Raw genomic sequence first — 21434 nt, 5'->3', positions numbered from 1 at the left:
AAAAGACCTCTTTTCCCGAAGAAAAGAGGTCGCTGTCGTCACGTGTAAGAACCGTGTTGATGTCCCCCTTATCTTCCAGACCACTTTTGTTTCTGCAGGAATTAGCACCGTGCATGTCGCCTGTCAATCAGTCGCTTCCTCGCGTCTGAATGGCGTCATGTCGGTTGCCGGGTATCATCGGGCCAGTCCCTCCACCTTCTCTGGATAAGGTATCCAAAACGTATTCGGTTTTTGATTTAGTTTGAATCATACAACCAACGCTTCCACGATGTCAACACCCTTTTGTGCAAAAATTCGCACCTTGCTTTTAGTAGCTGTGTTGTGTTCCCGATGCCGCAGGTCGCTCCCAATTCCACCAGTCTACTTTGCCTAAAAACGCTGCTGTTATCGACTTTTCGGCCTTGAGCTTCAGTAGTTCTTTTGTAGGTCCGGTCAGGACAGCGCCGTAGATTCGCACTCCGTTTTGTTGCATGTAGTTGTATCGTTCTGCTATCTGAGGGTCGCTACCAAATACCAAGGCTTTGCCAATATCGCGAGTCAGACCTTCTTGCTCAGATAAGTACTTCATTTCGTTCAGATAGGTCGCCATTCTTCTTGCCCCTTCCCCATTTACCCGGATGGGCGCACCTCCGTAATCGAGTTCTCTCTGAGCAAATCCCCATACGTCCCCTGCACCAAGTAACAGATTGGGTACATCACTCTCTGCTTGCTTGAGCTCCACCCCTGTATCTACCGCAAACCAAACTGTATCTTGTCCTGAAGAGGTAACATGGCGGGAAATCAGTGCATAATACTCCTCGTACGTCAGAAAGTGGTCAAAAGATATTGCAAGCTGCGAAACAGTTCCCTCAGGCAGCTTCTCCATAGTCGTCCAGGCAGGTGAAGTGAGAGACATGGTATCCTCCGTTTCCCCCTCTGTCGGATAACGGAAAAACAGCTTTTGCTCCCTGACCCCGTTCGTCCATTGCGGCTTCGCATTCACGTTCCATAGCACATTCGTACTCTCAAAACGGCCCGCGTTCTTTTCTTCTCCCCCAACCCGCTCGCGTAGTTCCATGCTGATGTTTCCGTACAGCAATCCGACCTGCGAACCACTACTCCCTACTCTCACACCCGGTTGAGTAAAATTGACCATCGACTTCGCAACGCGGAACAGATCTTCATGCATCAGTGATCCAACCCAGCCATTCAAAAACAACAACACGACTCCGGCAAAAAAGGGAAGCACAATGGCGAAGCCAGCGTTAGACAACCGGTTTTTCCATTTCCCCCGGCGAACAATGGTGCGCTGTTTTTCAGCCGACAGCGTTTCGGGCTGTTTTGTTTTCGCGTGGTCCTCTCCCATTTCTTCCCCCAGCAAAAGCCTCTCCAACCGCTGTGCGTATTCCTCGTCAGCGGCAATCTCCTCTTCGAATCGTTTTACCTCTTCCCCCGACATATCTCCACGCAAATAAACCAGTAGCTTTTGTTCGCGATTGCTGCCATCTTGCTCCCTCATTACCTTTCCTCCCTCCACAACTGCCGCATCTTTTGTCGTCCCCGAAACAAGGAACGCTTGACGTCTGCCAGCTCGATCCCGAGTACCTCTGCCATTTCCGTGTAGGAAAACTGCATGGCAGCCAACAAAATGACCTGTCTCTGCTTTTCTGGAAGTCTCTCCAAATAGTCATGGGCCACTTCCCATAGCTCCTTGTTCACGACATGCTCTGCCGGATCAACCGCCGAATGATCACGTCGCTCGGGCAGGGCTTCCACAAACGAAAATCGTTGTTTCGTCTTCCTGCGATAACCATCCACGAAAGCGTGATAGGCCACCTTGAACAACCAGGGCCGTACTTTTTCCCCACGGTAGTCGTCCAAGGAAGAGAAGGCGCGACAAAAGGTTTCCTGTGTCAAATCCTCTGCCTGCCTCTCATCTCGTGTCAGCCGGAAAAGATAGCGGTAAATATCGTTTACATGCAGCTGGTACACATCCTCCAGACCTACTTTCCCAAGCCGTTCACACCCCTTCATCCCTTACCACGAAGGACGTGCCAAAAAGTTTCACCTTCGTCTCATTTTTCTGATAACCTGCTGCACATTCTCTGTAAAAAAAAATTGACTCCTGCCAATGAACGTCATATCATGGGGGAAACGAATAACTCTTATCGCGAGCTGGCTGAGGGACTGGCCCTATGATGCCCGGCAACCGGCGCTATACCATGAATCGTACGCGGATAATGCGTACAATTGGATAGCGAAACGGTGCTAATTCCAACGGATAAGAGTCGAGATCGAGCATCTTTGGCTTGTCTCGGCTACTGACCCGAGAGATGAGAGGAGACGAGACGCTTTCATAGTCGACAACCGCCTCCCCGCTCAATGGGGAGGCTTTTTTATTTAAATCAAGGAGGATTAGACGTACATGAGTGAACAACGTATCCTCGTTACCTATCTCACACAAGCAAAAGACTTGAACAAGAAAGCACAAGCCATTGCTGTCGGCATGACTGTCGGTTCCTGGACGGACCTGCCGCTTGCCAAGCAAGCTGAGTTAGCCCCGTATCTTGGTGAAGCCGTGAGCTCGACGCCACTAGAGACACTAGAAAACGGAGAAACACGCGGTCTGATTACCGTCAGCTATCCGACTCGCAATTTTACAGCAGACATTCCATCCTTGTTGACCGGAATATTCGGCAAACTGTCGATGGATGGCAAAATCAAGCTCGTCGACATCGTTTTCCCTGACTCATTCCTTCAGGCTTTTCCTGGACCGAAGTACGGTATTGATGGTCTGCGCGAACGTTTAGGGGCACATAACCGTCCGCTCTTGATGAGCATTTTCAAATCATGCCTAGGCCTTCCTTTCGACGACCTGAAAACGCAATTCCGGGCACAAGCCTTGGGCGGAGTCGATCTGGTGAAAGATGACGAGATCTTCTTTGCAGATGAGCGCGCTCCTTTTATCGAACGGATCAAAGCGTTCAAGCAGATCGCTCAGGATACAGAAGCCGAAACAGGCAAGCCAGTCCTCTATGCAGCCAACCTGACTGGACCTGTGCATGAGCTGAACGAAAAAGCGAAACGTGCGGTAGATGCGGGTGCTGACTGCCTCTTGTTCAATGTGCTGGCCTTTGGCTTCGATGCCCTGCACCGTTTGGCAGCCGATCCTGATGTACACGTACCGATCATGGCGCATCCAGCATTGGCAGGCGCTTACTATCCATCACCTGACTACGGTATCGCCACCCCGCTTCTGCTCGGAACGTTGATGCGTGTAGCTGGGGCAGATTTGGTGCTCTTCCCCTCTCCATATGGCAATGTCGCCTTGGACAAAACAGAAGCGTTGCAGCTCGCCAAGCATTTGACCGACCCACTGAATGGAGTGCGACGTTCCTTCCCGGTTCCGTCCGCTGGCATTCATCCAGGGTTGGTTCCACAGCTGTATCAAGACTTTGGTTTAGATCAAATCGTCAATGCAGGAGGCGGAATTCACGGTCATCCCGGTGGAGCAACCGCAGGAGCGAAAGCATTCGTTGCAGCGATTGAGGCAGTCACCGCAGGCCGAACATTGGAAGAAGCTGCCGCGGAATCACAAGAGCTGGCGATCGCCTTGGAAAAGTGGGGTGGCGCACGATGAGCAAGAAGCTCGTCCTGTTCTGCGATTTCGACGGAACGATTACCGAAAAAGACAACATTGTAGCGATTGTCCGAAAGTTTGCTCCCCCTGAGTGGGAAGCCTTGACGGAGCAAATCCTTTCGCAAAAAATAAGCGTTCAGGAAGGAGTAGGCAAACTGTTTCAACTATTGCCCTCCTCCTTGCGCCAGGACATTATTGATTTTATTGTCAAAGAAGCGACGATTCGCCCGGGATTTGCTGAATTCGTGAGCTATTGCCGCGAACAAGGCATTGAACTGTTGATCACGAGTGGCGGCATCGACTTTTTCCTGGAACCTATCCTGGCACCTTTCGATCTCTCCGATGTGCCTATTTACTGCAACGGCAGTGATTTCAGCGGAGAACGGATCACCATTACGTGGCCTAACGCTTGCGACGAGCATTGCACAAACGGCTGCGGCATGTGCAAGACGACAATCATCCGCCGTTACGATCCAGCAACCCATTTCCGAATCGTCATCGGCGACTCCATCACTGATTTGGCTGGAGCCAAAATCGCTGACTATGTGATTGCCCGTCACTTCCTCGCTGACAAGGCGGAAGAGCTGCAATTGCCGCATAGCAAGTTTGCCACATTCCACGACGTGATTCGCATTTTACAGCAAGTCCAACAGGAGGTTGTTTAACTCATGACCGCAACACTCGAACAACGTCTGGATGCCTTTCGCCGTCTGGATGACGCCAAGCTGACATTTGCCCGCCGGGACTGGTTTCCCGGCACTAGTGGCAATCTCTCCATTAAGATACAAAACGATCCCTTGCAATTTGCCGTAACGGCAAGCGGCAAAGACAAAACCAAGCTGTCCCCCGAAGATTATCTGGTCGTGGACCAAGACTCGCGTCCGGTGGATGTAACAACGCTCAAGCCTTCCGCCGAAACGCTCATCCACGCCGTCGTCTACAAATCGTTCCCGAAGGCGGGTGCTTGCTTCCACGTCCATACCGTGTGGAACAATCTTATTTCCGAGCTGTACTTTGGACAACGAGCCTTCTCCATTCAAGGACAAGAGCTGATCAAGGGACTCGGAATCTGGGAAGAAAACGCGCGCATTACTGTTCCGATTGTTGAGAACTTTGCCGATATTCCGACCTTGGCTGCCGCTATTGAAAAAGTAATCACACCAGAAGTTCCCGGCGTACTCATCCGTAACCACGGTATCTACACGTGGGGCGGCAATGACTTCGAAGCCAAGCGCCACCTGGAAGCTTTTGAATTCCTATTCGAGTATCACGCCCGCTGGCTGCAATTGCGCCAAGCAGTCGTGTCCACTACAACCACCAATTAAGGAGGAATAAACGATGGCACAAATTCGTTTTCACGACAACAATGAGTACATCTCAGCACCCGAGGAAGTTGTCTCCTTCCTAGACACCCAAGAGATCATTTACGAAAAATGGGGCGTGGATCGCCTTGATCCGAAGCACCGTGATAACTACAGCCCGACAGACGAGGAAAAACAAGAGATTCTCGACACTTTCAAGCCGGAAATCGAGGCGATCAGCCAACGTCGCGGTTACTTGACAGCGGACATTATCGTCCTCTCTGACAAAACGCCTAACCTCGACGAGCTGCTGGTGAAATTCAAGGGCGAGCATCACCACACCGACGATGAGTGCCGTTTCTGCGTCGATGGCCACGGTATTTTCGCCATCAAAGGCAAAGATGATCGCTACTTCGACGTCGAGCTGGAGCCAGGCGATCTGATCTCCGTACCACCGAACTACCGCCACTACTTCACCCTGATGGACGACCGCAAAATTAAGGCGATTCGCTTGTTCGTCACTCCTGCAGGCTGGGAAGCGATCTATTAATAACAAACCCCTTGGCATTTATTGATTGCCAGGGGGTTTTGTCTTTCACCCTTCACTTTACGACGCCATTTCCCTTAATCGATACGTCAGGCTTGATTTCAACTGTGGCATTGGAAAAAGCCTTCATCCAATCATCCTCTACCTTTTTGTATTCCTTATATTCATAGGCACGCGCATAGATACCAAACCCAAACGGGTCTACACCGATATCCTGGCATTTCTTGATTAACTTCATGTAATCCTTCTGTAACTCGTCACTGATCATTCGCTCCATCTTTTTGTAGTCCTTTTCCATGTCGAACGGAAACATTCGCTCCGATATGGACACTCGCAACTTGAAATGAACGTCAAAATGAAACCGACCGTTCTGATAGGTTGTTTTTATTTTTTTTTGGACTCCCTTGATAAAAAAACTGATCCTGTCTTTCACAATTTGCTTGTGATCGTTCGGATCTTTAATCGGGATGGTGACGGACAGTTCCCCTTGTTTTTCATGGAGTAGCGTTTGCAATAGAATCGTATCCCGCGGTTCTATCAGGCCTGCGTACGTCCCATTTTTTTTTAACAAAGCCGTCCCCACTGCCTTGACCGCCCGCTTTTCTTTCTTCAACTCAGTCATGGTGGGTGTCATCCCTTTTTCATACATTTGCCGATGGAGCTCTTGTGCCCTCGTCTTTACCGTCAGATTTCTTTTATTGGCTGTGTCTATCAGCGTTGTCACATGAATGGACAAACGGGGCTTGTCCTTTGGTTTAAAATCAAATAACTCATGCAATGGACCATCAAGCATAGCCATGCGTGCGTTGACACTGAATTTTGCATCCCGAAAAACGACATCCAGCAACCGAAACCAGTCCGGGTGAGCCAGCAGCTTTTTCCCGAACACAAGCACCTGAATTTTGCCTGCTTGGGTCAAGCCTGTCACTCGCTCATCAAAGCCCATTCTTGACTCTCTAATCGTAGATGACCGAATACCGTATTCCTCAGATTTTTCCTTTGCCTCCCGACTGAACACCGGACTTGAGATATAAAAGAGAAGCTCGTTTTTTTCGTTCAAATCAATTCCGACCATCAACGATAAAGTGGCATCCTCCAAATTGATTTGATCCCTGCAACCTGCCAGCATGGTTACCAGCAAGCTCAATAACAGAATCTGAGCAAATGCCCTCATGCTTTTTCCTCCCCTTCTGTTCGTTTCGATAGCCTGATCAGCACCCAAGCCAGTAAAGGAAGCACATATGCAAAGCCTAAGCCTGTATAGCTCCAAATTTGTGTTGATTTCTTCAGATCAATAAAGGATGGCGTATAAAACCATACCGCCACTGGAACCAGTAGAAGGAACAGACGCAAATGCTTGCGGTGATCCTTCATGCCGAATAACTGACTGAATGAGAAGACACAAAAATAGATGTACGGCAAGGCAGTCGTTGACAATATAAACAAATAAGAAGAGAGAAAAAGAATATCGACACGTTCCAAAAAGCGGAACTCAATGGCTTTCCATAAATTGAGCGTAGGCCATGTATACTGTGTGATTTCATCGGGGCTAAAGTAAGCAAAACAAACGATGGTGACAGACATATACACGAGCATCGTCAATGTATTCGCAATGACAATGCCAAGTGACGCATATTCCTTTTTTTGAAGAAAAGGATAGGCGAAATAGCCAAACTCAAATCCCAGAAAAGAGAGTACCGTGGATTTACTTGCTTCCCATATCGGGTGCCAGCCGTCCTTGATTACTGGCAGCAAGTTTAACCAATGAACCTCTCGATAAGCTGTCGTGAGAACAAAAGGTATCCAAAGTGTAAGATAGAACACGAGCTCGGCGTACCTTCCAATGGCGCGAAGCCCTCCCTGGAGAACAAGATAGGTCGGCAGAGCAAAAAGGAATACGACGACATAGGCCGGTGTCTGAGACAGGAGCCAAACATTAATGATTCCCGTGGCATTTATCATCAAAACGAACGCCGCTATCCCGCAATAAATGGACATCAAAGCAATAGCGACACGACCGAGCCACTTGCCCAGGATCAATGGAAATATATCGATAATCGTCTTCTCCGGGTACTGCTTCATCATGTTCGTGATGACGAGACTGACTAGCGTTGCCGCAAGCCATCCAATCAAAAGCGATATCCATCCATCGGTGCTCGCCTTCTCCGCCAATTCTCTGGGAATCGTCAATACTCCGATCCCTACTTGTGCCCCATGAATGAGGAGAATGTACTGGAGGATGCTCAATTGGTTGTACGTATACTTTTTCATCACCCGTCCTCCCTTGGCCGATTATCTCCTTGTCTTTGCTCCTCAATCGTGTGGGCTGAAAGGGGACGATCTTTCATTTTCCATAGTGGCAGGCGGACAAACAAATCTTTCCAATCTCCGAAACGCACAGGGGCAAGAGGGCTTCCATAAGGAACACCTAATGATTCCAGCGTAATCAAATGGCCGATCAATGCCATCAATCCGACAATAATGCCAACAAAACCAAACATCGCAGCGAGGATCATCATGAGAAATCGAATAAGCCTAACTGCCGAGGCCATATCGTAGTTTGGGATAATAAAGGATGAGATCGCTGTAAATGCAACGACGATCACCATGATGTTGCTCACAATCCCCGCTTGTACGACCGCTTGACCGATCACGATACCCCCTACGATACCGACTGTTTGTCCGATAGGCGCCGGCAAGCGAATTCCCGATTCCCGAAGCATTTCCAGTGTGAGCTCCATAATGAATGCCTCTAACAAGGGAGGGAATGGAACCTTTTCGCGAGACTCTCCGACTGACAAAATCAAATCGAGTGGGATGACCTCATAATTGAAAGAAATCAACGCAATATAAATCGCGGGCAAAAAAGTAGCAATCAAGAAAGCCAAGTACCGAAGCAAGCGGATAAACGTGGCAACAGGCCAACGTGTACCGTAATCGTCAACGTTTTGAAAAAAGGAAACGAAAGTAGCCGGACCGATTAATACACTTGGAGAGCGATCGACAACGACAACAATCTTCCCTTGCAAGATGTGAGAGGCGACTGTATCCGGCCGTTCTGAAGTCAAAAACTGCGGAAACAGAGAGTAAGGATTATCCTCGATATACTCCTCCAGTTCAGACGCATTAAGAATCGAGTCAACCTTGATGCTCTTGAGCCGATCTTCCAACTCCTGTAATATTTCCGGATTCGCCACATCAGCCAAATAGATGATCGAGAGCTTTGAAAGGCCTCGTTCTCCTAACCACATTTCTTTTATTTTCAATTCACGGTGGGGAATATAGCGGCGAATGAGGGCAATGTTGTGCGAGTCCGTTTCGACAAACCCTTGGTGGCCTCCCTTCAGCGCAGCTTCCAACTGCGGATCTTCTATCGCCCGCTGCGGCCATCCATTCGTTTCGATCACAAGCACTTCTTTTCGACCCTCGATAAATAAAAGACTGCTCCCAAGCAAAATCTCGGTTTCTACTTTCCGAAAGTCGTAGACAACTGATACCTTTCCAACAGATAACAGGTCAAAAACACTCGATTTCTCACCGTCTGGGTGTGACAAAAGCGGACGAAGCACATTGTTGTTAATCGAGTTTTTATCAACCAAGCCATTCAGGTAGACGAGTGTAACCTTGCCCTCTATCTGATGACTCGTAAACGTCCGAATGACCAAATCGGGTGTCAGCGTGAAAATCGCATTCAGCTCCGCAATGTTATCACTTAATTGCTCACTGATCTCACGAACACGGATAGGCTCACCCGAGAGGCTCATCCTGTCTTTGACAGATGTCTTTTTTCTTCTCAGCCACCCTCTCATCGCCATCTCCTACAGCTCCCGCCCTTTTACGAAGTATGTTCCATTAGCGTTCGTGAGAGCTTCCCAAAATATGCATGTGACTTGGCACATTCTACCGCTGAATCGAATAAATCCCAATGCCCTGCAAATACTGTGGGGAGTACGAGATTACTTTGGCGGGGAAATCGAGAAAGAAGCCGCGAAAAAAATCGAAGCGGAGATTCGGGGGTTGTACGAAATAGGTCGGAAGCAGCAGATGGACACGCTCCAGCTCGGTCACACCCTTTATCGCAAATATCCGCAAGAATGGAAACGAATGCAGCAAAATGAAGCGCTACCGCTACAGTCGTCTTCTCTGGAGGCGGTGAATGTCAAATTTACGATGGCGGGATATCAAAGGTGAAGCAAGTGCGTTAAATGCGAAAGGAGCAAAGCATTGTGCTTTGCTCCTTTTTTCGTCTTTTATTAAGAACTACACCACATATGCTCCCGCTTCAATCACACGATCCGCAATCGAACGTTTGAGTGCCACCGTGTTGATCGGCGTACGGCGGGTCAGTTTTTTCAGGATCGAGAGGCGCAGACGAAGCTCGTCGCCCTCTTCCATCGCCGCCATTGCTTCTTTTGCCCAGCCTTCGATACGGTCGAATGCCTCATGCACATAGACAGCGGTCATTTCCAGCTTTTGCTGCTCGGCTTCGAGCCCATTTGCCGCCATTGCTTTCTCTGTCCGCTTCACGATGCTGTCCATTGCATACAGCTCGATCAGCATGTCAGCCGCGAATGCCAAGAGTTCCTGTTCTTTGGACATCGCTTGTTGGTATTTCATCAACGCAGAACCAGCCACCATCAAAATGATTTTGCGCGTGATGTTGATCAGATGCTTCTCCATAGCCAAAGGTGCATCTTCAATCTCTTCTGGATAATAGCTCATCAGATCTGCTTGCAGGCTGCTTGCTGCTTGCATGAGCGGTAGTTCGCCTTTCATCGCCTTTTTCACGAGCGTATCTGGGATGAGCATGCGGTTGATTTCGTTCGTTCCCTCGAAAATACGGTTAATCCGAGAGTCACGGTACATGTTCTCGATCTCATACTCGGACATAAAGCCGTATCCACCGTGGATTTGCACGCCTTCGTCCACGCAGTAATCCAAGACCTCAGTGGCAAATACTTTATTGATCGAGCATTCGATTGCATAATCGGCAATCGCCTTCGCAACCTCCGCGCCATCATCCGCTTTTTCACCCAAGCGAGTCAGCGCTGTATCGAACAGACCCACTGTCCGATAGACGGAGCTTTCAGCCGCATACGTTTTCACTGCCATGTTCGCCAGTTTGTTTTTGATTAAGGTAAAGTTGGCAATTGGCGTTTTGAACTGCTTACGCTCTTTTGCGTAGTTCGTCGCGAGTTCCACCGCTTTTTTCGCGGAGCCGACTGCGCCCACCGCGAGTTTGTAACGACCAACGTTCAAGATGTTGAACGCGATCACGTGACCTCTTCCAGGCTCACCGAGCAGATTGTCTACCGGCACAGGTACATCTTGCAAAATGACCGTGCGTGTCGAAGAGCATTTGATCCCCATCTTCTTCTCTTCCGGTCCAAACGAAACACCTGGGAATGTGCGCTCGACAATAAAGGCAGTAAATTTCTCGCCATCAATTTTCGCGTATACGATAAACACATCTGCAAAGCCAGCGTTTGTGATCCATTGCTTCTCTCCGTTAAGAATATAGTGCGTGCCATCTGCGGAGAGAGTCGCTGTCGTCTTCGCACCCAGTGCATCTGAGCCAGAGCCTGGCTCTGTCAGGCAATAGGCAGCGATTCGTTTTCCAGATGCCAGATCAGGCAGATAGCGCTGTTTTTGCTCCTCGTTTCCAAAGTACACGATCGGCAGTGACCCGATACCGACATGGGCGCCGTAGCTGAGCGCAAAGCCGCGAGCCAGCGAGAACTTCTCTGTTACGAGTGCAGTACTGACTTTATCCAGCCCCAGTCCCTCGTATTTCTCTGGAACGTCTCCAGCCAACAGACCGAGCTCCCCTGCTTCCTTCAACAGACGAACCGAAATATCAAATTGGTGGTTTTCAAGCTCTTCCAGATGAGGACGAACTTCCTTGTTGACGAAATCCTCTGTCGTCTTGGCAATCATCTTTTGCTCTTCGGTGTATTCTTCTGGCACGAATACATCATCAGCTGAACCTGCATCGATCAAAAAGCTTCCACCGCGGATCAAATCTTTTGTTTCTGCCATTACTATCCCTCTCCCTTATTTTAAAATTAGATCATCTCAAAAACGCCAGCGGCTCCCATTCCACCACCGATACACATCGTAACGACTCCATATTTGCCGCCTCTGCGCTTCATTTCGTTCAAAAGCTGGACGGTCAGCTTGGCACCACTGCAACCGAGTGGATGCCCTAATGCGATTGCCCCACCATTTACATTGACCTTTTCAGGATCGAGTCCCAGCTCGCGAATGACGGCAATCGATTGAGAAGCGAACGCTTCGTTTAACTCAAACAGATCGACATCCTCCAAGCTGATTCCCGCTAGCTTCAATGCTTTTGGAATCGCGACAACCGGACCAATCCCCATGACATCAGGGTCTACGCCGCCAACCGTAAAGGAACGGAACTTGGCAATCGGCTCGACACCCAGCTCGGCTGCTTTCTCGGCAGACATCACGAGAACTGCCGCCGCGCCGTCGCTCGTTTGCGAGGAGTTTCCTGCCGTTACGCTACCTTGCACATGAAAAACCGGCCTGAGTTTGGCGAGTGCCTCCATCGTCGTGTCCGAACGCGCTCCTTCATCCTTGTCGAAAACACGTTCCTGGACGTGAACCTTGCCAGCTTCATCTACAAAATGCTGCTTGACTGTCAATCGGACGATTTCATCCTGAAATTTCCCTGAAGCAATGGCGGCCGTCGCACGCTGATGGCTTTGCAGAGCAAAAGCATCCTGATCCTCACGAGAAATGTTGTACCTCTTCGCTACTTCTTCAGCGGTATGACCCATGCTCATGTACGCTTCCGGCTTCGTTTCCACCAAAGTCGGATTGAGTGCGATTTTGTGACCGAGCATTGGCACCAGACTCATGCTCTCCACCCCGCCAGCGACAACCACATCGGAGCTGCCGACCATGATCTGCTGTGCAGCGTAAGCAATCGTCTGCAAACCGGAGGAGCAAAAGCGATTGATCGTGATTCCCGATACATTTGTCGGCAATCCGGCACGCAGTCCGATCAAGCGAGCCATATTCATGCCTTGCTCCGCTTCCGGTACAGCCGTCCCCATGATGATATCCTCGATATCAGCCGGATCGAGCTGTGGCACGCGGCGCAACAGGTCGCTTACAACTGCGGCTCCCATATCGACTGGGTGAAAATCCTTGAGACTTCCTTTTTTCGATTTACCGATAGCGGTGCGGGCGCCCGCGACAATAACTGCTTCTCTCATCGTTATCCCTCCCTCTCCCTAGTTACGCAAAGGCTTGTTTTTGGTCAGCATGTGCTGCATCCGTTGCTGGCTTTTCGGTGTCTTGATCAGTTCGAGGAACGCTTGCTTTTCCAGCTCCAGAATGTAGCTCTCTGTCACTTCTGTACCCGCTGGCACGTTACCACCGGACATGACATAGGCAACTTTGCTTGCGATCAGCTCATCATGCTCGGAAATATATCCACTCTTCTTCATGGCATAAATATTTTGGCGCAGGTTCGCATAACCCGTTTCTCCAATGACGCGAATTTTGCGTGACGCTGGCGGCGTGTAGCCCTCTTTATCCATCGCGAGCACCAGTTGCTTCGCATCGTACAACAGATGATCGGCATTCACGCTGATGCGGTCAGTCGGTCGCAGGTACCCCAGATTGATGGCTTCCTGACCACTCGTAGATACCTTTGCCATAGCAATGGCTTCAAACGCCTTCGCCACGAATGGGAAAGGATCAACTGGCATGCTGCCTCCCTCTGGAACGTTTTCCATTGCTCGGAACAGCATCTCCTTCGTTCCTCCGCCACCTGGCAGAAGCCCTACTCCCACCTCTACCAGTCCAAGGTACGTCTCTGCCGATACCTGTACACGATCCGCGAGATAGACCACCTCGACACCGCCGCCAAGCGTCATGCCGAACGGTGCTGCAACGACTGGACGATGCATGTAGCGCAGTGCCCGTGCTGTTTTGTGGAAGTTCGTGACGAGCATATCGAGCTCCAGCCAGTTCTCATCCTGTGCTTCCATCAACGCCATGGCGAGATTCATACCGACGCAGAAGTTTTTGCCTTGATTACCGATAACCAGGCCAGCGAAGTTCTTTTGCACTTCATCTGCGGCCTGACTTGCCATTTGCAAGACATCCATCCCGAGCGCATTGTGCGGGGAGGTGAATTCCAGACATGCGACTCCATCTCCCAAATCGATCAAGGCGGCACCCGCATTTTTCTTGATCAGCTTGCCTTGCTCCTTAAGTGCTGCCAAGTTAATGTTTTCCTTGCTCTCTTCGACGTCCTTGTAGGTGCCTCCGATGGAAAACACACTGCGCTTTCCTTGCTCTTTTTGGTAGAAGGAGGTATTCCCACTCGCGAGCAGCTCCGACACGAGTGCCGGAATCTTCTCGTTTTCCTCACGCATTTTTGCCACTGACTTTTCGAGACCGATGGCATCCCATGTTTCGAACGGCCCCATCTCCCAGCCGAAGCCCCACTTCATGGCCTGGTCAACAGAGACGATATCGTCTGCGATCTCATGAGCCTTTTCAGCAGAGTACAGCAGTACCTTTTTGAAGACACTCCAGACAAACTCACTGCCCTTGTCCTTGCCGTATGCGAGCGCTCTCAACTTCTCAGGCAATGTCTTGGCTGTTTTGGCTGTTTCGAGGGAAGCGAACTTCGGCCTCACACTTGGTCGGTATTCCAACGTGTCAACCGACAGTGCCATAATCTCTTTGCCTTTCTCCGTCTTCACCTGCTTGAAAAAGCCTTGACCAGCCTTTTGCCCGATCCATCTTTTCTCCACCATTTGTAGAACGAACTCCGGCACTTCAAAAACCGAGCGCTCCTGCTCATTCGTGCTTTTGTTCCTGACGTTACCCGCCACATGCACGTACGTATCCAGTCCGACGACATCGAGTGTGCGGAACGTAGCGCTCTTCGGACGGCCGATGACCGGTCCTGTCAACGCATCTACCTCATCTACCCCAAGCCCCAGTCGCACCATTTCGTGGATCGAAACCTGCAATCCATATGTACCGATGCGATTGGCGATGAAGTTAGGTGTATCTTTGCAAACGACCATTCCTTTTCCGAGCACATGCTCACCAAAATGCTTCATGAAAGAGATGACTTGCGGGTCTGTATCTAGACCTGGAATCAGCTCCAACAGTTTCAAGTAGCGCGGTGGGTTAAAAAAGTGTGTGCCGAGGAAATGCTTGCGGAAGTCATCAGAGCGTCCCTCTGCCATTTCGTTGATAGAAACCCCAGACGTATTGGAAGACACGATTGTCCCTGGCTTGCGATGCGCTTCTACCATAGCGAAGACGCTTTTCTTCACCTCGATGTTCTCGACAACTACCTCAATAATCCAATCGACCTCTCTCAAGCAAGAGAGATGGTCTTCGAAGTTACCAACTGTAATCAGATCGATGTTCTTTTTATCGTAGAGCGGCGCCGGCTTCTCCTTCAAAAGTCGGTCACGGCCCGCTTGTGCTATCCGGTTTTTCACCACGCTATCAGACAAAGTAAGTCCTTTTGTACTCTCTTCTGCTGTCAATTCACGCGGCACGATGTCCAGTAAATAAGTGGGAATACCGACGTTGGCTAAATGTGCTGCGATCCCTGCGCCCATGACGCCTGAACCGAGAACTGCCGCCTTGCGAATTTTGCGTTCCATCTCCAAATCCTCCTTTTAAAAAACCTAGTCATGGCTTATTCATGGTCAAAAGAATGGCCTCGCAACAGTGAATACCTAATATTCAGACTAGCAGATCATTTTTAAAACTTCTACTTTCTCCATAGATATTCCTGTGTACATCAGCACATGCCTTCCATTGAATGAATGCTCATTCAGTATGTGGGTTAAAAAATGACATCCCACGTTTTGGCTGTCTAACAAGCCCGGAGATGTTACGCTCCCACCAACTGAATCACCGTTCAGTTTTTATTGTAATCGAAAATTCTGTCAGTTGCAATCGTCACTTCATGAAAGAAAAGAAAAGGGGCATCAATTGTCCAGTGCCCCATTTTCTGTGCTATTTTTGCGAGTAAATCAGCGTGGTAATCTTGCGTCCGTAAGCGTTGGACGCGTCTTCTTCCAATCGGTATTCAATCTGGAAGTCACCGTTTTTCGGGTCTAAATAATGAGCAATCACCCAGAGGGCTTTTGAAATGTTTTCGTCAGCCTTGACCGATACTTTTACCGGTCCGTTGTACGTGGGCACTTGCTCCAGCTTTGCCATGCTTTTGAGCGCATCGTCTGTAAAGAGAGCAGACAGCTGGTTCTGATTTTTTGTTTCGTACGCCAAATTCGCTGCTCGTAAATACACCTGCGCGATGTGCTGCTGATTCGCAGATGAACCACGGAACTGCGAAGCTGCATCCATCCGGTAATAATCAATCAGTCGATCCATCACAACGACGTATTCTGCACGCGTCAGGATCTTGTTCGGAGAAAAGGTCTTGTCCGTCAGAAACAGATTGAATTCTCGGATCGCCAGTGGGTACGGTGAATATGTATCCCGATAGAATCGGTCGCGCTTCCATTCGTAATGGCTGTTAAAGAAAGAGACTGTATCTTGTGGTTTAATATTGGCTGTACGGAATTTTTGTGGTGCCAGCATATGAAACAGCATCAAGCTGGCCTCTTCTTTCGTCAATGGCCACTGCATCCCGGCACTGGACATCCACCAGTCCGGATTTTCCTTCTCTTGCTTTTTCATCAGGTGCCCGGTTTCAGCCAAATATAGATAGTATAACATCCGGTCTCCTGGATCAAACTTGCCCAGATCGTCCGTTTCGATTTTCATCATGGTCTTTAGATTGCTCAGCAGTTGATCTACTTCCCCCCGGAGTAGATAGCGGTGATCCAGGTTTGGCTTGCGTTCTGGCTTTTCAATCGGTCCATATACCGTCTCAAATACGCGATTCAGCATAGCCAAAGCTTCGCCTCTAGTAACTGGCTTGTTTGGGTAAAAAGGCTGATATCCCTTCCTCTTTACGATGCCCAGATCCGCCATTTCGTTGATTTGCTCACGCGCCCAATGTTCCTGTATGTCTGTATACATGCCAGTTGCAGCCGCATTCGCACTCCCTGAAAAAACGCTTTGCACCACTAACAGTGCCAAGAGAAAAACGATAGCAAAACGCTTTACCATGACTTACGATAACTCCTTTCTTTTCATGATCGTTCCCTTACTCCCTTTTTTTGGAATTCGTCCCCAGTAGCATCCATTCCTGCCATATTGGTCTATTTTCCTGGGTCTGATCTCTCCCTTTCTTGTATCGGGATGAAAACGGAACTTTGTTATACTTTTTCAAAACAAATGAAAAAGAGCCGCACTTTGTATGAGCGGCCCAATTATATCCTTTTTCTTTATGAGCTGACTATCCTTCCATCTGCTCTAACCAGCCTGGTCCCTTGGTCACAAGCAGCCGATATAAGAAAATGTTGATGAGAGTGAACAGGACGAAAATCCCAAGAGCGGTCCCTAACATGGATGTCCCCAACGATAAACTGGCGAGGACGACTAAGCCTCCTGCCATAAGGCCTATTACCAGCTTGAAAAGAAAAAGAGCCGTCGGTTATCCCAACGGCCCTCATGATTAGTTTTGTGGTACAAAGCTGCCATCACGCAGCATAGTCAACTCGCCCATGATGAATGCTAAATCTTCGTTTCCGTCCAACTTGCCACTTTCTTCTAACGATTCCAAACGACGCAGAAGCATGTTGGCAAAATCTTGAATCTGTACTGGATGTGCCTCCATATCCGCCTCATCCAAAACTTCAAAACTAGTCAAGGCTTCCAAGTGGGTCACGATACGGAAACCGCCGATTTCCCCTAGGAACTCTTGCTTGTTCATTTTTGATTTCTCCAATTTTTGCAGCATGGACAAAATATCATTCGCTACCACGCTTGGAAAAGCAACCTGATAAAAGTTGCGATTTTTCGCTTCCTCGGTTTTGATAATCAAAACATCAATACCGTCCAGTTTTTTTGCTTTTTTGCCAAACCCAAACATATATTCCACCTCAATTGTTCGATCTGTCCAACTCTCTCCATGATAGACATAATCCGAGAGTCAGACAACCCCTATCCATATATTAACTGGGCTATTTGTCTTTTTTGACACACACGCTAACGTAAAACGACTGCTCCCAAGTGAGGTGCGCCATGAAAGTCAACTGGAAAAACTGGATGTTTATTCTCGCTCTTTCTTTGCTCGTCACAGGATGCTTGACACAAGTAAAGCAGGAGCATGCAAAAACCAAGGCCAAAACACAGAGTAAGCCTGCCAAGCAGTCTGCCATCCAAAAGCTTGGCGATAACAAAACGGATGTCGTCCTCTTTTTGAAGCAAGCCGAGCATCAGTTGGAAAATGTCTATTATGCTGCTGCGGACAATGCGAAGGGCAAAACTGTGTTTGAGGATGGTCTCGTCTTTCGTGAATTGCCTAAGCGCTTCGACAGTAAAGACAAGATAACGGGTTACTTCGGTCGTTTTTGGAGCCGTCCACTGGCAGAAGCCATGTACGACAACATGACAACCAAGCTGGTGAAGGAAAAAGTATACGTAGCGATCCCCCGTGTCGACTATCCGACTTTGATCTCGGTACGAAACACGAATGTCCAAAAAAGCAATGGAGAACTCAGTGTGACCGTGGAAGATGTAACCGATTCCTCCTTTGCTTCTGACCGCACGCTGCGCTACCGACTCGTGCGCGATCAAAAGACCAAACGGTTCGAAATCAAATCACGGATGGGCACTTATGGGAATGAACAATTTCAATAAGCCTCTTGACATTTCTTGCGGACCAAGCGAATAATAGTGAATTAATAAGCACATAGTGAGCGGCAATGACGGGGAATAGTAAAACCGCCCTTCAGGTCCAGAGAGCGAAATCCACCGGCTGAGAGGTTTCGTCCTTGAATCGGTTTGAACCCACCCCAGAGCATCCAGGGAAGACCTGGACAGGTTTCTTTCACCTGTTATCAAAGAAAGAGAGCCGGGCGTTTCTTGGCTGAAGTATGCCTTCAGTCCAAAACGTCAAATAAGGTGGTACCGCGTGAGGTTATCAAGCCCTTTCGTCCTTATCAAAGAGACGAGAGGGCTTTTTTGTATGCAAGAAGGGGGTTTTACGCATGAAAAAGGGGAAGTTGCGTTTGGTAGTAAAGGTGGGGAGCAGTTCGATTGCAGCAGCTACAGGCGGTGTTGATCCGGCGAAAATGTCGCTGCTCGTCTCTGCTATCAGCCAATTGCGCGAAGCGGGTCATCAGGTTGTCTTAGTCTCCTCGGGAGCTGTCGCCAGCGGCTATCAAAGTCTCGGCTACCAACAGCGACCGCGATCCTTGGCAGCCAAGCAAGCAGCAGCGGCCATCGGGCAAAGCTTGTTGATGCAAACCTATACGCAGATGTTCGGCGCCCATAATTTCAGCGTGGCGCAAATCTTGCTGACACGAGGTGACTTTTCACACAAGGAACGGTATCAGCACGCATTCTCCACGCTGTCACTGCTATTGGATAAAAATATTTTGCCAATTATCAACGAAAACGACACGGTATCCGTAGCGGAATTGACCTTCGGAGACAATGATATGCTTGGCGCACTCGTCGCTGGTCTCATCCATGCCGATTTGTACACGATCCTGACTGATACGAATGGCTTGTACGATAAAGACCCTCGTTATCATGCTGATGCCAAACACATGGGCTGGCTCGAATGTGTGACGGACGAAATCGAGGCACTTGCAGGCGGAGCTTCCCAACTGGGAACAGGTGGTATGCGCTCCAAGCTGATCGCAGCAAAAACCGCCCAATCATTAGGAATTTCGAGCTTTATCGGAAAATTGACGAATACCACTGATTTGGTGGATGTCCTTACTGGCAACGGGAATGGCACCTACGTCAACTATCATCCAGAAGCGCCTGCAACGAACGGCGTTCCTACACGCAAGCAATGGATTGCGCTTCACTCCCCTACCCGCGGGAAAATCACGGTTGATAGCGGTGCAGCGGAAGCGATTTTGGAAAACAGCAAAAGCTTGCTCTTGGCAGGTGTCCGCGATGTATCCGGCATGTTCGAGCAAGGTGAGGTTATCGAGGTTTACTGTGAGGGTATGTTGATCGGTCGCGGTATCAGCAGATTCACTGCCACACAGTTAAGTGATTTTCTTTCCCCTGATAACGTAACGCGACACAGCGGTACCGTTATACATCGAGATGAATGGACGCCTGTCATCTAAACGAATCCATGTAGTTAGAAAGATAGGAGTTGGAGAAACCATGGAAAGCTTGAAAGAAAAAGTGCATACACAAATAATTCTGGCCAAACAGGCTTCACGAAAAATGGCAATACTCTCTCGCAAAGAAAAAGACGAGGTGCTCGTCGCAATCGGCAACCAGCTGCTGGCTGATGAAGCCGTCATTCTCTCAGAAAACGCCAAGGACATCGCCCGCGCGGAAGCAGACGGTCAGCCTGCCTCCTATCTGGATCGTCTCCTGTTGACGCCTGAGCGAATTGCACAACTCGTGGATAGCCTGGCGCAGCTGGTATCCCTCGATGATCCGGTCGGGGAACGAATTGACTCGTGGACACAGCCAAACGGACTTTTCATCGAACAAATCCGCGTCCCTCTCGGTGTCATTGGAATGGTGTACGAAGCCAGACCGAACGTCACCGTTGACGCTGCAGCTATCGCCATCAAAACAGGCAATGCGATCGTCTTGCGCGGCAGCCACAGCGCTGTTTACAGCAATCTCGCGTTGGTGACTAGCATTCGTCAAGCGCTCACTGCGACCGGACTTGACGCAGAAGCGGTGCAGTATTTGCCTTTTGCCGAACATGTCTCTGTCGATTACTTGTGCACCGCCAATGGTCTCGTCGATGTCATCATCCCTCGAGGTGGTGCAGGACTGATCCAGCGGGTTCTGCAAATCGCAAGCGTTCCTGTACTCGAAACAGGCGTTGGCAATTGCCACATTTATGTGGATGAAGCGGCTCAGTTTGACATGGCTGAAAGCATCGTGCTCAATGCCAAAACAAGTCGGCCAGCCGTATGCAATGCTGCCGAAACACTCCTCGTGCACCGCAGTTGGCCACAGGAAAATCAACGAGCCTTGCTCCAAAAGCTACTGGCGAAGGGCGTTGAGCTCCGTGCTTGTGAGCGTACGATAGAGCTGCATTCCGACCTCGCCGGTCAATTGCACCATGCAACGGCAGAAGACTGGGATACGGAATACTCTGCGCTAATTCTGGCAGTGCGCACTGTCGATAGCCTGAGCGATGCCATTGAACATATTACAGCGCATACTTCCGGCCATTCCGAGGCAATCGTAACGGAAGATGAAATCGCAGCCCGTCAGTTTTTGACTGCAATCGATGCCACAGCGGTTTATCATAACGCCTCTACCCGCTTTACAGATGGTGGAGAATTCGGCTTCGGTGCCGAGATCGGCATCAGCACGCAAAAGCTTCACGCTCGTGGGCCAATGGGCTTGCCAGCGCTCACTTCTTACAAGTATGTCGTACGCGGAAACGGCCAAATCCGATAGTCCAATAGGAGGGAATCACCATGAGTAACCAAGCAACAGCGATTACAAAAGGGCGGATCGGTTTTCTCGGTGCAGGCTCAATCGTGGAGGCTATGCTTTCCGGTATCGTAAAGAAAGGCTTACTCCCTTCTGAGCGTATTTCCGTTACGAACCGCAACAATATGGAGCGTTTGGAGCAGTTGACAAATGATTACGGGGTAACTGCTACCCAAGACAAATTTGAGGTAGTTCGCTCTTCCGATATTTTAATTTTGGCCATCAAACCGAAGGATACAGCTGAAGCTTTACAGGATTTGCGTGGGGTCGTTCGTTCCGACCAATTGATCATTTCCGTGGTCGCTGGCGTCTCTACCAGCTTGATCGGAGAGTGGCTCGGTGCAGAGTGCCCGATCATCCGCACGATGCCCAATACTTCGTCTGC

The 21434-nt window shown here is 49.4% G+C and carries 20 protein-coding genes, 2 riboswitches and 1 other annotated feature; of the genes, 9 read left to right on the top strand and 11 right to left on the bottom strand.

Annotated elements, in window-relative coordinates:
* Positions 1-65: 65 nt before the first annotated feature.
* A riboswitch (SAM riboswitch) is annotated at positions 66-211 on the bottom strand.
* 96 nt (positions 212-307) lie between these two features.
* Both PMI05_RS21640 and PMI05_RS21635 read right to left on the bottom strand, forming a co-directional pair.
* Positions 308-1498: an anti-sigma factor gene (locus PMI05_RS21640; RefSeq protein ID WP_007726328.1), complete on the bottom strand. Its 1191-nt coding sequence runs from the start codon at positions 1496-1498 to the stop codon at positions 308-310.
* Entirely contained in the window at positions 1498-2013 is a 516-nt protein-coding gene (locus tag PMI05_RS21635; RefSeq protein ID WP_039961166.1) for a sigma-70 family RNA polymerase sigma factor, read from the bottom strand. Before PMI05_RS21635 ends, PMI05_RS21640 begins: the two co-directional genes overlap by 1 nt.
* Before the next feature lie 128 nt (positions 2014-2141).
* A riboswitch (SAM riboswitch) is annotated at positions 2142-2319 on the top strand.
* Positions 2320-2404: 85 nt separating this feature from the next.
* Between PMI05_RS21635 and PMI05_RS21630 the strand changes: the two genes are divergently transcribed.
* From PMI05_RS21630 to PMI05_RS21615, 4 genes are read left to right on the top strand one after another with little or no spacing between them, the layout of a single operon-like run.
* Positions 2405-3619, top strand: coding sequence for a 2,3-diketo-5-methylthiopentyl-1-phosphate enolase (locus PMI05_RS21630; RefSeq protein ID WP_007726326.1), 1215 nt, complete (start codon positions 2405-2407; stop codon positions 3617-3619).
* Positions 3616-4284: a 2-hydroxy-3-keto-5-methylthiopentenyl-1-phosphate phosphatase gene (locus PMI05_RS30575; RefSeq protein WP_007726324.1), complete on the top strand. Its 669-nt coding sequence runs from the start codon at positions 3616-3618 to the stop codon at positions 4282-4284. Before PMI05_RS21630 ends, PMI05_RS30575 begins: the two co-directional genes overlap by 4 nt.
* 3 nt (positions 4285-4287) lie before the next feature.
* The gene (locus PMI05_RS30570) at positions 4288-4944 is read left to right on the top strand and encodes a methylthioribulose 1-phosphate dehydratase (RefSeq protein WP_007726322.1); all 657 of its coding nucleotides are present in this window, start codon (positions 4288-4290) and stop codon (positions 4942-4944) included.
* Positions 4945-4957: 13 nt separating this feature from the next.
* Positions 4958-5470 (top strand): acireductone dioxygenase, encoded by a 513-nt coding sequence (locus PMI05_RS21615; RefSeq protein ID WP_007726319.1) that lies wholly within the window; start codon positions 4958-4960, stop codon positions 5468-5470.
* A 52-nt stretch (positions 5471-5522) separates the two neighbouring features.
* Here the strand turns inward: PMI05_RS21615 and PMI05_RS21610 are convergent, their stop codons facing one another.
* The 3 genes from PMI05_RS21610 to PMI05_RS21600 are packed head-to-tail and all read right to left on the bottom strand — an operon-like array spanning position 5523 to position 9282.
* Positions 5523-6641, bottom strand: a complete 1119-nt coding sequence (locus tag PMI05_RS21610; protein WP_007726318.1) for a Ger(x)C family spore germination protein — start codon at positions 6639-6641, stop codon at positions 5523-5525.
* A complete protein-coding gene (locus tag PMI05_RS21605; protein WP_007726317.1) occupies positions 6638-7738 on the bottom strand; it encodes an endospore germination permease in 1101 nt (366 codons plus the stop codon). The genes PMI05_RS21610 and PMI05_RS21605 overlap by 4 nt, the downstream gene beginning before the upstream one ends.
* Positions 7738-9282, bottom strand: coding sequence for a spore germination protein (locus tag PMI05_RS21600; RefSeq protein WP_039961164.1), 1545 nt, complete (start codon positions 9280-9282; stop codon positions 7738-7740). The genes PMI05_RS21605 and PMI05_RS21600 overlap by 1 nt, the downstream gene beginning before the upstream one ends.
* Positions 9283-9346: 64 nt before the next feature.
* Between PMI05_RS21600 and PMI05_RS21595 the strand changes: the two genes are divergently transcribed.
* Positions 9347-9658 carry a Ger(x)C family spore germination C-terminal domain-containing protein gene (locus PMI05_RS21595; protein WP_007726315.1) on the top strand — a complete coding sequence of 104 codons (312 nt, stop codon included), beginning with the start codon at positions 9347-9349 and terminating at the stop codon, positions 9656-9658.
* Between the two features lie 69 nt (positions 9659-9727).
* On the opposite strand, the gene PMI05_RS21590 is transcribed toward PMI05_RS21595, so the two are convergent.
* The 6 genes from PMI05_RS21590 to PMI05_RS21570 all read right to left on the bottom strand — a co-directional run bounded on the left by PMI05_RS21590 (position 9728) and on the right by PMI05_RS21570 (position 17483).
* Positions 9728-11506 carry an acyl-CoA dehydrogenase family protein gene (locus PMI05_RS21590; RefSeq protein ID WP_007726310.1) on the bottom strand — a complete coding sequence of 593 codons (1779 nt, stop codon included), beginning with the start codon at positions 11504-11506 and terminating at the stop codon, positions 9728-9730.
* Between the two features lie 26 nt (positions 11507-11532).
* Complete coding sequence (locus tag PMI05_RS21585) at positions 11533-12711, bottom strand: acetyl-CoA C-acetyltransferase (RefSeq protein WP_007726308.1); 1179 nt, start codon at positions 12709-12711, stop codon at positions 11533-11535.
* Positions 12712-12729: 18 nt separating this feature from the next.
* Positions 12730-15138, bottom strand: coding sequence for a 3-hydroxyacyl-CoA dehydrogenase/enoyl-CoA hydratase family protein (locus PMI05_RS21580; RefSeq protein WP_007726305.1), 2409 nt, complete (start codon positions 15136-15138; stop codon positions 12730-12732).
* A 358-nt stretch (positions 15139-15496) separates the two neighbouring features.
* On the bottom strand, positions 15497-16618 hold the full coding sequence (locus tag PMI05_RS21575; protein ID WP_007726290.1) for an S-layer homology domain-containing protein: 1122 nt from the start codon (positions 16616-16618) through the stop codon (positions 15497-15499).
* Positions 16619-16847: 229 nt separating this feature from the next.
* Positions 16848-17006, bottom strand: a complete 159-nt coding sequence (locus tag PMI05_RS30890) for a hypothetical protein (RefSeq protein WP_193375270.1) — start codon at positions 17004-17006, stop codon at positions 16848-16850.
* A gap of 60 nt (positions 17007-17066) precedes the next feature.
* Entirely contained in the window at positions 17067-17483 is a 417-nt protein-coding gene (locus tag PMI05_RS21570; protein ID WP_007726287.1) for a hypothetical protein, read from the bottom strand.
* Positions 17484-17635: 152 nt separating this feature from the next.
* On the opposite strand from PMI05_RS21570, the gene PMI05_RS21565 reads away from it, so the two are divergent.
* From PMI05_RS21565 to PMI05_RS21550, 4 genes are all read left to right on the top strand, one after another.
* Positions 17636-18253, top strand: coding sequence for a hypothetical protein (locus PMI05_RS21565; RefSeq protein ID WP_007726285.1), 618 nt, complete (start codon positions 17636-17638; stop codon positions 18251-18253).
* A gap of 56 nt (positions 18254-18309) precedes the next feature.
* Positions 18310-18557: a binding site (T-box leader), on the top strand.
* A gap of 46 nt (positions 18558-18603) precedes the next feature.
* Complete coding sequence (gene proB, locus PMI05_RS21560; RefSeq protein ID WP_007726283.1) at positions 18604-19704, top strand: glutamate 5-kinase; 1101 nt, start codon at positions 18604-18606, stop codon at positions 19702-19704.
* Positions 19705-19744: 40 nt separating this feature from the next.
* Positions 19745-21013, top strand: coding sequence for a glutamate-5-semialdehyde dehydrogenase (locus tag PMI05_RS21555; RefSeq protein ID WP_007726281.1), 1269 nt, complete (start codon positions 19745-19747; stop codon positions 21011-21013).
* 20 nt (positions 21014-21033) lie between these two features.
* The coding region (locus tag PMI05_RS21550) for a pyrroline-5-carboxylate reductase (RefSeq protein ID WP_007726278.1) at positions 21034-21434 on the top strand (401 nt) is incomplete at its 3' end.

This window comes from Brevibacillus sp. BC25, assembly GCF_000282075.1.
In the GTDB taxonomy this organism is placed as follows: domain Bacteria; phylum Bacillota; class Bacilli; order Brevibacillales; family Brevibacillaceae; genus Brevibacillus.
The sequence above is the reverse complement of the archived record's forward strand: the minus strand, read 5'-3'. Positions and strand labels throughout refer to the sequence as shown.

What these genes read in the sequence shown, in the direction of transcription:
- PMI05_RS21630 (WP_007726326.1), top strand. Translation starts at nt 2,405, where the DNA reads ATGAGTGAACAACGTATCCTCGTTACCTATCTCACACAAGCAAAAGAC.
- PMI05_RS21555 (WP_007726281.1), top strand. Translation starts at nt 19,745, where the DNA reads ATGGAAAGCTTGAAAGAAAAAGTGCATACACAAATAATTCTGGCCAAA.
- PMI05_RS21615 (WP_007726319.1), top strand. Translation starts at nt 4,958, where the DNA reads ATGGCACAAATTCGTTTTCACGACAACAATGAGTACATCTCAGCACCC.
- PMI05_RS21600 (WP_039961164.1), bottom strand. Translation starts at nt 9,282, where the DNA reads ATGGCGATGAGAGGGTGGCTGAGAAGAAAAAAGACATCTGTCAAAGAC.
- PMI05_RS30570 (WP_007726322.1), top strand. Translation starts at nt 4,288, where the DNA reads ATGACCGCAACACTCGAACAACGTCTGGATGCCTTTCGCCGTCTGGAT.
- PMI05_RS21605 (WP_007726317.1), bottom strand. Translation starts at nt 7,738, where the DNA reads ATGAAAAAGTATACGTACAACCAATTGAGCATCCTCCAGTACATTCTC.
- PMI05_RS21570 (WP_007726287.1), bottom strand. Translation starts at nt 17,483, where the DNA reads ATGTTTGGGTTTGGCAAAAAAGCAAAAAAACTGGACGGTATTGATGTT.
- PMI05_RS21565 (WP_007726285.1), top strand. Translation starts at nt 17,636, where the DNA reads ATGAAAGTCAACTGGAAAAACTGGATGTTTATTCTCGCTCTTTCTTTG.
- proB (WP_007726283.1), top strand. Translation starts at nt 18,604, where the DNA reads ATGAAAAAGGGGAAGTTGCGTTTGGTAGTAAAGGTGGGGAGCAGTTCG.
- PMI05_RS21640 (WP_007726328.1), bottom strand. Translation starts at nt 1,498, where the DNA reads ATGAGGGAGCAAGATGGCAGCAATCGCGAACAAAAGCTACTGGTTTAT.
- PMI05_RS30890 (WP_193375270.1), bottom strand. Translation starts at nt 17,006, where the DNA reads ATGGCAGGAGGCTTAGTCGTCCTCGCCAGTTTATCGTTGGGGACATCC.
- PMI05_RS21575 (WP_007726290.1), bottom strand. Translation starts at nt 16,618, where the DNA reads ATGGTAAAGCGTTTTGCTATCGTTTTTCTCTTGGCACTGTTAGTGGTG.
- PMI05_RS30575 (WP_007726324.1), top strand. Translation starts at nt 3,616, where the DNA reads ATGAGCAAGAAGCTCGTCCTGTTCTGCGATTTCGACGGAACGATTACC.
- PMI05_RS21635 (WP_039961166.1), bottom strand. Translation starts at nt 2,013, where the DNA reads ATGAAGGGGTGTGAACGGCTTGGGAAAGTAGGTCTGGAGGATGTGTAC.
- PMI05_RS21610 (WP_007726318.1), bottom strand. Translation starts at nt 6,641, where the DNA reads ATGAGGGCATTTGCTCAGATTCTGTTATTGAGCTTGCTGGTAACCATG.
- PMI05_RS21580 (WP_007726305.1), bottom strand. Translation starts at nt 15,138, where the DNA reads ATGGAACGCAAAATTCGCAAGGCGGCAGTTCTCGGTTCAGGCGTCATG.
- PMI05_RS21595 (WP_007726315.1), top strand. Translation starts at nt 9,347, where the DNA reads ATGCATGTGACTTGGCACATTCTACCGCTGAATCGAATAAATCCCAAT.
- PMI05_RS21590 (WP_007726310.1), bottom strand. Translation starts at nt 11,506, where the DNA reads ATGGCAGAAACAAAAGATTTGATCCGCGGTGGAAGCTTTTTGATCGAT.
- PMI05_RS21585 (WP_007726308.1), bottom strand. Translation starts at nt 12,711, where the DNA reads ATGAGAGAAGCAGTTATTGTCGCGGGCGCCCGCACCGCTATCGGTAAA.